Annotated in this window: 11 protein-coding genes; 9 read left to right on the top strand and 2 right to left on the bottom strand. The window is 71.0% G+C overall.

Features of this window, described 5'->3' with window-relative positions; translation table 11 throughout:
* The first annotated feature begins 4 nt into the window (after positions 1–4).
* The 5 genes from Ato02nite_RS51380 to Ato02nite_RS06085 all read left to right on the top strand — a co-directional run bounded on the left by Ato02nite_RS51380 (position 5) and on the right by Ato02nite_RS06085 (position 6,085).
* Positions 5–973 (top strand): sortase domain-containing protein, encoded by a 969-nt coding sequence (locus Ato02nite_RS51380; protein ID WP_246606188.1) that lies wholly within the window; start codon positions 5–7, stop codon positions 971–973.
* A 64-nt stretch (positions 974–1,037) separates the two neighbouring features.
* Positions 1,038–2,633: a serine/threonine-protein kinase gene (locus Ato02nite_RS06100; protein WP_213005387.1), complete on the top strand. Its 1,596-nt coding sequence runs from the start codon at positions 1,038–1,040 to the stop codon at positions 2,631–2,633.
* Between the two features lie 101 nt (positions 2,634–2,734).
* Entirely contained in the window at positions 2,735–4,021 is a 1,287-nt protein-coding gene (locus tag Ato02nite_RS06095; RefSeq protein WP_213005386.1) for a hemolysin family protein, read from the top strand.
* On the top strand, positions 4,018–5,049 hold the full coding sequence (locus Ato02nite_RS06090) for a hemolysin family protein (RefSeq protein WP_213005385.1): 1,032 nt from the start codon (positions 4,018–4,020) through the stop codon (positions 5,047–5,049). The genes Ato02nite_RS06095 and Ato02nite_RS06090 overlap by 4 nt, the downstream gene beginning before the upstream one ends.
* A gap of 46 nt (positions 5,050–5,095) precedes the next feature.
* Positions 5,096–6,085: a sporulation protein gene (locus Ato02nite_RS06085; RefSeq protein ID WP_213005384.1), complete on the top strand. Its 990-nt coding sequence runs from the start codon at positions 5,096–5,098 to the stop codon at positions 6,083–6,085.
* A 65-nt stretch (positions 6,086–6,150) separates the two neighbouring features.
* Here the strand turns inward: Ato02nite_RS06085 and leuE are convergent, their stop codons facing one another.
* Positions 6,151–6,894, bottom strand: coding sequence for a leucine efflux protein LeuE (leuE, locus tag Ato02nite_RS06080; RefSeq protein WP_213005383.1), 744 nt, complete (start codon positions 6,892–6,894; stop codon positions 6,151–6,153).
* 10 nt (positions 6,895–6,904) lie between these two features.
* Positions 6,905–8,167, bottom strand: coding sequence for a bifunctional pyridoxamine 5'-phosphate oxidase family protein/GNAT family N-acetyltransferase (locus Ato02nite_RS06075; RefSeq protein WP_213005382.1), 1,263 nt, complete (start codon positions 8,165–8,167; stop codon positions 6,905–6,907).
* Positions 8,168–8,219: 52 nt separating this feature from the next.
* On the opposite strand from Ato02nite_RS06075, the gene Ato02nite_RS06070 reads away from it, so the two are divergent.
* The 4 genes from Ato02nite_RS06070 to recA all read left to right on the top strand — a co-directional run bounded on the left by Ato02nite_RS06070 (position 8,220) and on the right by recA (position 11,734).
* The gene (locus Ato02nite_RS06070; protein WP_213005381.1) at positions 8,220–9,566 is read left to right on the top strand and encodes an aminotransferase class I/II-fold pyridoxal phosphate-dependent enzyme; all 1,347 of its coding nucleotides are present in this window, start codon (positions 8,220–8,222) and stop codon (positions 9,564–9,566) included.
* 44 nt (positions 9,567–9,610) lie between these two features.
* Complete coding sequence (locus tag Ato02nite_RS06065; protein ID WP_213005380.1) at positions 9,611–10,273, top strand: UdgX family uracil-DNA binding protein; 663 nt, start codon at positions 9,611–9,613, stop codon at positions 10,271–10,273.
* Positions 10,274–10,286: 13 nt separating this feature from the next.
* Positions 10,287–10,487 carry a DUF3046 domain-containing protein gene (locus Ato02nite_RS06060; protein ID WP_213005379.1) on the top strand — a complete coding sequence of 67 codons (201 nt, stop codon included), beginning with the start codon at positions 10,287–10,289 and terminating at the stop codon, positions 10,485–10,487.
* Positions 10,488–10,687: 200 nt separating this feature from the next.
* On the top strand, positions 10,688–11,734 hold the full coding sequence (recA, locus tag Ato02nite_RS06055) for a recombinase RecA (protein WP_213005378.1): 1,047 nt from the start codon (positions 10,688–10,690) through the stop codon (positions 11,732–11,734).
* Positions 11,735–12,027 lie beyond the last annotated feature (293 nt).

Raw genomic sequence — 12,027 nt, 5'->3', positions numbered from 1 at the left:
CGAGGTGACGGCGGACGAACGCGACGACCCCCCGACCGAGATCGCCCGGGGGTTCGTCCACCTGGAAGGCTTCCCCGAGCACCCGGCCCGCGGGGTGTCGGCGGTCGCGGGCGCCCTCTCGGTGCCCCGCCGCCGCACCGTCTGGCCGCCGATCCCCCGGCCCGGGGTGCTGTTCGAACGCCCGGCACCGTCGCCGGTCATCGAGCCGCCACCCATCCGGCCGCCCGTCCCCGGTGACCCGGAGAAACCGCGAGACGAGACCGCGCAGCCCCGCGAAGAAGTGCGAAAACCCGTACGGAAAAAGGGAAGCCTGCGGCGTCTCGGACGCCGGGCCGCGCTGCCCGCCGGAGCCGCCGCCCTGGCCGCGTTCGTGGCCGGCACCACCTACCTGGCGCTCGCCGGGCGGACCGCCGCGACCGACCCCGACATCGGCCGATGGGCCGCATCGGCGCAGGTCACCCTGCCCGCGGCGATCCAGGGCGCGGGCAACGCGGGCCGGCCGCCGGGCGATCCGTTCGGCCAGGCCGCCGTCGTGCCGCGAGGCGCGCCGACCCGGGTCCGGGTGGCGGCGATCGGGCTGGACTCGGCGCTGGAGACGCTGCACGTCACGAAAGGGGTGCTGGGGGCGCCGAAACGGTTCGACCGCGCGGGGTGGTATGCGGAGGGGACGGCTCCGGGCGACATCGGACCGGCGGTGATCGCCGGGCACGTCGACTCGAAGGCAGGCCCGGCGATCTTCTACCGGCTGCGGGAACTCACCACCGGTGACAAGATCGAGGTGCTACGCGGTGGCGTCGTGCTGAAGTTCGTCGTCACCCGCACGGCGTGGTACCCGAAGAGCAATTTCCCGACCGACCAGGTGTACGGCCCGACTCCCGACCGCCAACTACGGTTGATCACCTGCGGTGGGGTGTTCGACCATCGGCTCCGGTCCTACCAGGACAACCTCGTGGTCTACGCGGTGGCCGGGTGATCGGCGTTCCGCCGGGCGGGACAGCCTGCTTATTCTTCAAGTCGAGACGACGGGTGGGGGCCTCATGGCGGGACACTTGGTCATCGCCGGTCGGTATCGCCTGCTCGAACCGGTCGGGTCCGGCGGCATGGGCCGCGTGTGGCTGGCCCGCGACGAGATGCTGGATCGGGACGTCGCGATCAAGGAGTTCGTTCCGCCCGACTGGATGACCGACGAGGAGAAAGCGCGGCTGCGCGATCGCACGCTGCGCGAGGCACGCAGCGCCGGCCGCCTCAACCACCCCCATGTAGTCCGCGTCTTCGACGTCGTGCACGCCGAGGACCTGCCCTGGATCATCATGGAGTACGTCCCGTCGCGCTCGCTCCACCAGGTGATCCAGGAGGACGGGCCATATTCGCCGATGGCCGCGGCCCGGATCGGGCTGGCCGTGCTGGACGCGTTGAGCGCGGCGCACCGGGCCGGCGTGCTGCACCGGGACGTGAAACCGCACAACGTGCTGATCGGCACCGACGGGCGGGTGGTGCTGACCGATTTCGGTCTCGCCACGTTCGTGGACGACGGTTCGGTCACCGGGCCCGGCCTGATAGTCGGCTCGCCGCAGTACGTGTCGCCCGAACGGGCCCGGGACGGCGCGTCCACCGTCGAATCCGATATGTGGTCGCTCGGCGCGACGCTTTACGCGGCGGTCGAGGGGCGGTCGCCCTACCAGCGTGAGACGGCCATGGCGACGCTCATGGCGCTGGCCACCGAGGAGCCCGATCCGCCGGTGCGGGCCGGTGCGCTTGCGCCGGTGCTGCTCGGGTTGCTGCGGCACGATCCGTCCTCCCGGCTCACCGCCAGCGAGGTGGACCGGCGGCTGCGGATGGTGGTTTCGGCGGTGCCGGCGCCGCGCCGGGCGCGGGCGGCCCCGGCGCCGCCGCCACCGGTCGTGCCCAAGCAGCGGACCTCGCCGGAGTCGGCCCCCCGCCCTGCTGCCGAGACCCCACCCCGGACGCTGATGGCCGCCGGACTGGCGCTGGTCGCGCTGCTCGGCGGTGGCGGGATCGTGGCCAGCTACCTGGTTCAGCAGAACTCGGTTCCCACGCCCTCCCGGTCGTCGGCCGCGCCCGCGTTCGTCGTCGCCGGATTCTCGCCGGCCCTCTGTTCGTCCGGGTCGTCCGCGTCGGCGGTGGCGATGCCGCAGAAGAACGCGACCCGTGGGGTCAGCGGGTGGGATCTGCTGCCCGGTTGGTCGTACTTCTCCGACGGAACCGGCTTCCACCTGCCGGTTCCGGACAACTGGACATTGCAGAAATTCGGCAGTTTGTACTGCTTCCGCGAGCCGGGTGGGCGGCGGGTCCTGAGCCTCGACACCGGGCGCAACGCGTCGGCCGACCCGGTGACGGCGTGCCGCAACGAGGCCAATCGACTGGTCCGGGCGGGCGCACTGCCCGGTTACTCCGAGATATCCATCGAAGCAAGACCGTTGCTGATCAAGGCGGCCGACTGGGAGTACCGCTTCGACGACGGCGGCACCGAACTGCACGCCCGCACCCGCTGGTTTGCCAGCAACAACAAGGGTTACGCGCTGAGCTGGGCCACCCAGGAGATCGACTGGACCGCCGACCTCGCCAAGGTCAACATGGTGGTGAGCCTGTTCTACGCCGACCGGCCCAGCTGACTCACAGCAACCACTCAGCCGGCGTTGTTAGCGTCTTTCCCCATGATCGGCAGTACTCGGCCGGGCTCGGCCCGGCTCTCTGTCCCTCCTTCCCGCCAGCCATGTTGATCCTCGTCGGTCTTCTGCTGGTCCTCCTCGTCACCGCCGTGACCGGCTATTTCGTGGCCCAGGAGTTCGGATACGTCGCCGCCGACCGCGGCCGCCTGCGCCAGCAGGCCGCGGCGGGCGACCGCTCCGCGGCGCGCGCACTCCAGGTCACCGAGCGACTCTCGTTCGTGCTGTCGGGTGCTCAACTGGGCATCACCGTCACCGCCCTCCTGGTCGGCTACGTCGCCGAACCCTTCCTCGGCGAAGGGCTGGCGTCGCTGCTCGGCGTGGCCGGCCTGCCCGAAGCGGTGAGCATGCCCATCTCGGTAACGCTCGCCCTGGTCCTGGCCACCGTCGTGCAGATGGTGTTCGGTGAGCTCGCCCCCAAGAACCTGGCCATCACCCGGCCCGAGGCGGTGGCCAAGGGGTTGAGCCGCTCGACCCTGATGTACCTGACCATTTTCGGTCCGGTCATCCGGCTCTTCGACAACTCCGCCGCCCGCCTGCTGCGCCGGATCGGCATCGAACCCCTCGAGGAACTGCCCGAGGGCGCCACCTCCGAAGACCTCTCCCAGATCATCGCCGCCTCCCGCCGCGACGGGGTGCTGTCCGCCCAGATGTCCGCGCTGCTGGACCGGGGCCTGGACTTCCGCGGTCTCACCGCCGCCTCCGCCATGGTGGCGCGGGTCGACGTCCGGTGCGTCACACCGGACTCCTCGGCCGCCGACGTGGTCGCGATGCTGGACTCCGGGCACTCCCGATTCCCGGTCCGGGGCGTCAACTCCGACGAGATCCTCGGCATCATCTCGATCTCCGACGTGGTCTCCGTTCCGCCCGCCCGACGATCCACGGTGCTCGTGACCGACCTGCTCAGCGAGCCGCTGATGGTGCCGTCCTCGCAGCGCCTGCCGGCCGTACTGGAACGGCTGCGCTCCGGCCGGCGCCAGATGGCCTGCGTGGTCGACGAGTTCGGCGGTTTCGCCGGCATCGTCACCCTGGAGGACATCGCCGAGGAGTTGGTCGGCTCGATCCGCGACGAGGACGACCTGCCCGAGCCGGCCCCGGTCCGCCAGGCCGACGGCTCCTGGCTCGTGCCGGCCCGCTGGCGGCTCGACGAGATCAGCGACGCCACCGGCGTCGACCTGCCTGCCGGCGACGACTATGACACGGTGTCCGGCCTGGTCATGGCCCGTCTCGGCCGGGTGGCCAAGGCAGGCGATTCGCTGACGCTCGACAACCTTTCGGTACGGGTGGAAAGCGTCAACCGGCACGTACCGCAGACGGTGAGGTTGTCCCGATGACCGCCGTGCTCGCCGTGCTGCTGCTCGTCGGCAACGCGTTCTTCGTGGCCGCCGAGTTCGCCCTGGTCGCCAGCAAACGACACCGCCTCGAACAGGCCGCCCTGACCGGTGGCCGGTCGGCGGCGGCCGCACTGGCCGGCAGCCGGTCGCTGCCGCTCATGCTGGCCGGAGCCCAACTCGGCATCACGCTGTGCTCGCTGGGCCTCGGCGCGCTCGCCGAGCCGGCCCTCGCGCACTGGCTCAGCCCACTGCTGCACGGGCTCGGCCTGCCCTCGCTGGCGAGCCACGCGATCGCCTTCGTCATCGCGCTCAGCGTCGTCACGTTCCTGCACCTGGTCGTCGGCGAGATGATGCCGAAGTCTTGGGCGATCACCGACCCCGAACGCTCGGCGATCCTGCTGGCCGTGCCGTTCCGGGCGTTCGCCCGGCTCGTCGGCCCACTCCTGCGGGTGCTGAACGCGCTGGCCAACGCGGTGCTCAAGCCCTTCGGGGTGCGGCCGCAGGACCAGATTCCGGTGTCGCACGGGCCGGCCGAGATGCAGATCCTGCTGGACCGGTCACGCGCCGAGGGCCTCATCGAGGCCGAACAGAGCGACCTGCTCAGCAGCGTGCTCGGGCTCGGCTCGATGACCGTACGGGAAATCGCCTTCCCGGCCGACAGCCTGGTCAGCGTGCCCACGTCCGCGTCGGCCGCCGACGTGGAGCTCGCGTCGATGGGCAGCGGCCGGTCCCGCCTCGCGGTGACCGCGCCGGACGGCTCGGTGGCCGGTTTCGTGCACGTCCGCGAAGCGGTCCGGGCGACCACCGCGGGCCTCGACGTGACCGCCGCCGAGCTGATCGACCAGCCGTTCACCCTCGGCCCCGAGGACCGGGTGGTCGACGCCGTGGCCGCGATGCAGGCCGGCCGGGCCCAGCTCGCGGTCGTCCGCAGCGGCGGGGTCGTGGTCGGCTTCGTCGCCCTGGAAGACCTGCTGGAGCAGGTGCTCGGCCCCTTCGACGACGAGACCGACCCGGTCCCCGCTCGTTGATCTACCCCGATTCCGCCACCCCGTCTGTTCAAGGAGGAATGACCCGGTGGTTTTCAAGAAGATGATGCGCGCCTTCGGCGTCGGCGGCCCATCCGTCGACACCGTGCTGGCCAACCCGAACACCCGACCCGGCCTGGCTCTGGACGGCCAGGTCCGGATCGCCGGCGGCGACCATGACGTCACCGTCGAGCAGATCGTCCTGGGCCTGGTGACCCGGGTCGAACACGAGCACGGCGACGGTTTCGTCGAGTTCCACCGCCTGCCGGTGTCCGGCGCGTTCCAGTTGCGCGCCGGCGAGCAGCGGGACCTGCCGTTCTCGTTCCCGGTCCCGTGGGAGACCCCGATCACGCACGTCTACGGCAACCGCCTGCGCGGCATGACCATGGGCCTGCGCACCGAGCTGGCCGTGGCGAAGGCGGTCGACAAGGGCGACCTCGACGAGGTGGCCGTGCATCCGCTGCCCGCCCAGGAACGCATCCTGGACGCCTTCGCGCGCCAGGGTTTCCGCTTCGCCAAGGCGGACCTGGAGCACGGCGGCATCTACGGCGTGCGCCAGCAGTTGCCGTTCTACCAGGAGATCGAGTTCTACCCGCCGGCACACTTCGCCGGCGGCATCAACGAGGTGGAGGTGACCTTCATCGCCGACCCGGACGGCGTGGAGGTGATCCTCGAGTTCGACAAGCGCGGCGGTTTCCTGACCCAGGGCCACGACGCCTACGGCCGCTTCCGCGTCTCCCATGCGGAGGCCGACACCACCGACTGGAACGCAGTGGTCGAACGCTGGGTGACCGAGGCATCCGGCCGCTACCAGGGCTTGCGCGGCGCGGCCGGCTTCGCCGGCCACGGCGGTCATGGCGGCTACCCGGGCGGCCACGGCTACCCGGCGCACGGCGGCCACCACGGCCACTACCGCCGGGGCCCCGGCATGGGCGCGATGGCCGCGGGCGTAGCCGGCGGCGTCGTAGGCGGCATGGTCCTCGGCGAGGTGGCCGAGGAGGTCTTCGAGGACGACGGCGGCGACTTCGGCGACGAGTAGCTCCGCCCCACCGGGCCGGGCCGCCCATCGCGCGCCCGGCCCGCGCTGATCGGTCGGTCGGCGGGCTAGCCGATGCTTGCGGTGGCCAGCTTTATGCCGAAGCCGACGAACAGGGCGCCGACGCCGGTGGCGGCGCCGGCCGCGAGTTTCCGGCGACGCCGGAACTGGCCGGCCAGGAACTTCCCGCCGAAGATCAGTGCCGTCAGGTACAGCGAGCTGAAGAGCTGGACCACCGCGCCGAGCACCAGGAACGACAATGCCGGATGCGGGTAGCCGGGCTCGACGAACTGGATGAAGAACGACACGAAGAACAGAATCGCCTTCGGGTTGAGCAGGCTGATCACGGCCGCCCGCCGGAACGGATGGCGCAGATCGCTCGGCTCGGCAGCGCTGCCCGCCGGCCGGGTGTCGGCTTCCGCCGTGCTCATCTGCCTGGCGCCCGCTTCCGCGGTGCCCGCCCCCGCTCTGTTCGCTGCCCCCACGCTGCCCGCCGTGGGCGAGCTGCGCTGCCGCAGCCGGCGCAGGGCACCTCGGATGATGCCGAGGCCCACCCACAACAGGTAGGCGGCACCCGCGTACTTGATGACCAGGAACAGCGGCGGGTAGGTGCGCAGCAGCGACGCCACGCCGGCCGCAGAGAGCGTCATCAGCACGGTGTCGCCGAGGAACACCCCGGCCGCGGCGCGGTAGCCGGCGCGCACCCCACGGCGCGCGCCGACCGACAGCACAAAGATCGAGTTCGGTCCCGGCAGCAGGATGATCGCCGCGGAGCCCAACACGTACGTCCAGAAGTCAGTGATGCCCAGCACGCCGTCGACCCTAAGCGTTCGCGAGGGCGCTGGAACCACCCGCGTCGAGCCGGTCCCGCAGCCGCCGTGCGGCCGCCGGCCACTCGTCGGCCGTCATGGCGAACACCACGGTGTCACGCCACGTGCCGTCGACCCGCAGCCGCTGGTGGCGGATCAGACCGTCGCGAGTGGCGCCGAGCCGGGCGATCGCGTTCTGCGAGCGCTCGTTGTAGATATCGGTGTACCAGAACACCTTCTCCGCGCCGAGCACCTCGAAAGCGTGCTCCAGCAGCAGGAGCTTGGCCTCGGTGTTGACCCCGGTGCGCCACCACCGCTTGCCGACCATGGTGTGGCCGATGCCGAGCGAGCGGTTGACCGGGTCGATGTCGTGATAGCTGGTCACGCCGATCACCGTGCCGGTGGCCGGTTCGACCTGTGCCCACGGCATCTGGAAACCGGTCCACTGTCGGCCGTGCAACTCGGCGACGTGCTGGGCCATCTCCGCCACCGAGCGTGGCTGAGGCGTCGGCAGGTGATGCCAGACCTCTTCGTCGGCGAGTGCGTCGAGCAGGCCGGCGGCATGCCCAGCGGCCACCGGCTCGAGTCGCACGTGCTTGCCCCGGAGCACCACCGGCTTCACCCACGGGGAACCGCCGCCGGGTAGATAGGCCGGAGGTGCGGCCAGCACGCCGGCAGCCGTCTCCGGCGGCCCGTAGGCCCTGGACACCGGTAGAACGCCGGCCCAGTGCGGGAGCGCCAGGTCGTCGGGGTCGTCGTTGACGCCACCGGTGCGGGCGCGGGCCGAGACCTCCTGGAGGGGCAGCGCGAGCACGGTGGTCTGGGCCAGTTCACGTGCGGTCGGGGGGCGGCTGTCGACGGCGCGACCGGCGCCCACCTTGTCGGCCAGCGCGCTCATGGCGGCCAGTTTCTCCGCCGGGTCGGTGACCGGGCGGGCGGTGCCGTGCACGACCACGGAGCGGTAGTTGGCGCTGTGGTGGAACTGCGATCTCGCGTACACAATTCCGTCGAGAAGGGTGACGCTCACGCAGACCCGAACCCCGTCGGTCCGGGCCGACAGGCCGAGCCGGCCGCCGCTGGAACCGTGCAGATAGAGGGTGTCGCCGACGCGGACCTGCAGGGTGGGCAGCACGCGAGGCTCGCCGTCGACCACGAACGCGACGGAACAGTCATACGCCTCGTCGAGGATGGCGTGTGCCTGATCGGCGTCGTAACTCATCCGGTCGCGGTAGCGGGTGGCGGTGGTGCGCTCCGTCGAGGGGTAGAGGTCGGACATTGGGCCTCCTCGGTGCTTGCTTTCAGTGCTGTACTAGTACACACTTTGTCTTGTGTCAGCACAATATCAGGTGAGCGGCGACAGCGCCGCCTCGATTTCGGCCAGCATCGAGTCCGGCATCCTCCGGGGCGACTTCGTCTGGGGTGCCGCGCTGCCGGCCATCCGGGTCCTCGCCGGCGACCTGCACGTCAGCCCGGCCACCGTCGCCAAGGCCTATCAGGAGCTGCGACATCGCGGCGTGGTCGAGTCCGACGGCCGGCGCGGCACCCGGGTCCGCTCCCGGCCGCCGATCGCCGGCGGGCGGGCCGGCCTGCGCCTGCCGATCCCCGAGGGCGTGCTCGACCTCTCCTCCGGCGAGCCCGACCTGCGCCGACTGCCCAGCCTCGGCCCGGCCCTGCACGCGATCGCCGAGACGAGCGGCCCGCCGCAGGGCTATGCGTCGTCCGTCGCCATGCCCGAGCTGATCGACGTCGCCCGCCCACGGCTGGCCGCCGACGGCGTCCCGATGGCCGACGCCGCGATCACCGCGACCCCGGGCACTCTCGACGCGATCGAGCGCCTGCTCAACGCCCATCTGCGCCCGGGTGACGCGGTCGCGATGGAGGACCCGGGCTGGGCCAACCTCATCGACCTGCTGGCCGCGCTCGACCTGCGCCCGATCCCCGTCACGATCGACGAGGAGGGCCCCGAGCCGGATTCGCTCGCCGCCGCCCTCCGATCCGGCGCGCGGGCCGTGGTCATCACCGTGCGCGCGCAAAATCCGACCGGTGCCGCCGTCTCCGCGTCCCGCGCCGCCGAGCTGCGCGAGGTGCTGGCCCGGCACCGCGGTGTCCTGCTGATCGAGGACGATCACGCCGCCGAGCTGGCCGGCGCGCCGCTGCAGTGCCTGGGCCCGGTCACCGAGGCGTGGGCGTTCGTCCGGTCGGCGTCCAAACCGTTCGGCCCCGACCTGCGCATCGCCGTGGTGGCGGGCGACGAGACCACCATCGCCCGGGTGGTGGGCCGCATGCGGCTGGGCACGGGTTGGGTCTCCACCGTCCTTCAGCGACTGCTGCTGCGGCTCTGGCTCGACGACGAGGTGACGGCCAAGGTCTCCGGCGCCGCCGCCGGCTATGCCCGGCGGCGCCGCGCCCTCTGCGACGCACTCTCGGCGCGAGGGCTGATGGCCGCGGGTGCGACCGGCATCAACACATGGGTACGGGTCCCGGACGAGACCCGCACGATCGGCCTGCTCCGTGACGCGGGTTATGCGGTGGCCCCCGGCTCGCTGTTCCGCATCGCCAGCCCGCCGGGCATCCGCATCACCATCAGCCCGCTCGACGACGAGGACATCCGGCCGTTGGCCGCTGCGGTGGCAGCCGCGGCCGCGCCGGTGGGCCTCCCGTCACCCGCACGATGAGTGCCGCCGTGCGTGGACGGCGGGGGTTCGGGTAAAACCGTGGAATGCCAGGGACCGATGCGCCGGTCGGCGCACAGGAGTGGGTGCCACCGCACCCCAAGAGCATCGATGACCTCAAGTCGGCCGCCGCCGGCTGCGAGGGCTGCGAGCTGTATGTGAACGCGACCCAGACCGTCTTCGGCCGGGGCGCCCCGCACGCCAAGATCGTGTTCGTCGGCGAGCAGCCGGGTGACGTCGAGGACCAGCGCGGCCTGCCGTTCGTCGGTCCGGCCGGCCGGCTTCTGCGCGAGGCGGTCGACGACGCCGGCATCGACCCCGGCGAGCTTTACATCACCAACGCGGTCAAGCACTTCCGCTTCGAGCTGCGCGGCAAGCGCCGCATCCACCAGACGCCCGGGCCGGCGCACATCACTGCCTGCCGGCCGTGGGTGGTCGCCGAGTTCGCGCTGCTCAAGCCGCAGATGGTGGTCGTGCTCGGCGCCACCGCGGGCAAGGCGCTGCTCGGTCCGTCCTTCCGGGTCACTCAGCAACGGGGCCGTCTGATGCCCTGGCCGGCGTCGGCCCAGCATCCGGAGGACTTCCCGGTCGCGGAGATCCAGGCACTCGCCACGATCCACCCGTCGGCGGTCCTGCGCGCCGACGACCGCGACGCGGCCTATGGCGGCCTGGTCGACGATCTCAAGGTCGTCGCGGCCACCGTGCGCTGAGTAGGCTTCCGGGGTGCGGTTGACGGACTTTTGGGCACGACTCGATAAAGCATTCGGTGCCACCTATGCGCGGAGCATCGCCGCCGATCACTCTTTCGGGGAGCTCGGCGATCGGACAATCGATCAGGCAATTGCGGACGGTGTCGATACCGCTACTATCTGGCGCGCTGTAGTGACCGCATACCCCGATCGGGTGCCAGCCCGCCTGCGCTGACCACTTTTTCGTACGCTTGTTCTGGCGTGTCGCTTCGATCTAGAACACCTGTTCGGCTATTGTCCACAGCGGCCTTGGTCATCCACAGGTCAGAGCAGGGTGGAAGATTTTTGTCATACCCACCGCCTACCTTGTAGCCCGTGATGAACAGAGGCTCAGCGGCGAAGGCGCCTGGGAAATCGAGTACAGGGGTGGCGGACATGGTGGCAGGACCTGACCGAGATAAGGCCCTCGATCTGGCGTTGGCACAGATCGACAAACAGTTCGGCAAGGGCTCGGTTATGCGACTCGGGGAGCGGCCGGTCGTGCAGACCGCCGTCATCCCGACCGGGTCCATCGCGCTCGATGTGGCGCTCGGCGTCGGCGGCCTGCCGCGCGGCCGGGTCATCGAGGTCTACGGCCCCGAGTCCAGCGGTAAGACGACGGTCGCGCTGCACGCCGTGGCCAACGCTCAGAAAAACGGCGGCATCGCGGCGTTCATCGACGCGGAGCACGCCCTCGACCCGGAGTACGCGAAGGCACTCGGTGTCGACACCGACGCCCTGCTCGTCTCCCAGCCCGACACGGGTGAGCAGGCGCTCGAGATCGCCGACATGCTGATCCGCTCGGGTGCCCTCGACGTCATCGTCATCGACTCGGTGGCCGCGCTCGTGCCGCGTGCCGAGATCGAGGGCGAGATGGGCGACAGCCACGTCGGCCTGCAGGCCCGGCTCATGAGCCAGGCCCTTCGGAAGATCACCGGCATCCTGAACAACTCGGGCACGACCGCGATCTTCATCAACCAGCTCCGCGAGAAGATCGGCGTCATGTTCGGCTCGCCCGAGACGACGACCGGTGGTCGCGCCCTGAAGTTCTACGCGTCCGTGCGTCTCGACGTGCGCCGCATCGAGAGCCTTAAGGACGGCACCGACGTGGTCGGCAACCGCACCCGCGTCAAGGTCGTGAAGAACAAGGTGGCCGCGCCGTTCAAGCAGGCCGAGTTCGACATCATGTACGGCAAGGGCATCTCGCGGGAGGGCTCGCTCATCGACGTCGGTGTCGAGCAGAGCATCATCCGCAAGTCCGGTGCGTGGTACACGTACGACGGCGACCAGCTCGGCCAGGGCAAGGAGAAGGCGCGGGAATTCCTCAAGGAAAACCCCGACGTCGCCGCCGAGATCGAGAAGAAGATCCTCGAGAAGCTGGGTGTCGGCCAGACCACCGGCGACGCCGCCGGCGGCCCCGAGCTGCCGCCGGTCGACTTCTGATCGGGTAACGCCTGATGACCGGACGGCGCGGTGCACGGTCCGGCCGCGGGTGGGATGCCCTCCCGCCCCGGACCTCACGCCGGTCAGCCGATGAACAACCGCCCGGCGAGCTCGACGGCGACGAAGCGGAACGCGGCAACGTTCCCGCCAGTCGCCGGCGAGCCTCGCCGGGCGGATACTCCGCCGCGCCCGGCTCAGGCCGCGGCGCGGCATCTGGCTTCGGTTCCGGCGAGCAGGGCGGTTCCCACGAGCAGGGCGGTTCTCGCCAGCAGGGCGGTTCGTGGGGGCAGGGC

Origin of the sequence: Paractinoplanes toevensis (genome assembly GCF_018332695.1) — a bacterium.
Classification (GTDB): Bacteria; Actinomycetota; Actinomycetes; order Mycobacteriales; family Micromonosporaceae; genus Actinoplanes; species Actinoplanes toevensis.
Note: the sequence above shows the minus strand (reverse complement) of the source record. Positions and strands in the feature narration are given on the sequence as shown.

Bases quoted from the DNA above. Each gene is read 5' to 3' on its own strand.
- Ato02nite_RS06100 (WP_213005387.1), top strand. From the start codon at position 1,038: ATGGCGGGACACTTGGTCATCGCCGGTCGGTATCGCCTGCTCGAACCG.
- Ato02nite_RS06095 (WP_213005386.1), top strand. From the start codon at position 2,735: ATGTTGATCCTCGTCGGTCTTCTGCTGGTCCTCCTCGTCACCGCCGTG.
- Ato02nite_RS06090 (WP_213005385.1), top strand. From the start codon at position 4,018: ATGACCGCCGTGCTCGCCGTGCTGCTGCTCGTCGGCAACGCGTTCTTC.
- Ato02nite_RS06075 (WP_213005382.1), bottom strand. From the start codon at position 8,167: ATGTCCGACCTCTACCCCTCGACGGAGCGCACCACCGCCACCCGCTAC.
- Ato02nite_RS06065 (WP_213005380.1), top strand. From the start codon at position 9,611: ATGCCAGGGACCGATGCGCCGGTCGGCGCACAGGAGTGGGTGCCACCG.
- recA (WP_213005378.1), top strand. From the start codon at position 10,688: ATGGTGGCAGGACCTGACCGAGATAAGGCCCTCGATCTGGCGTTGGCA.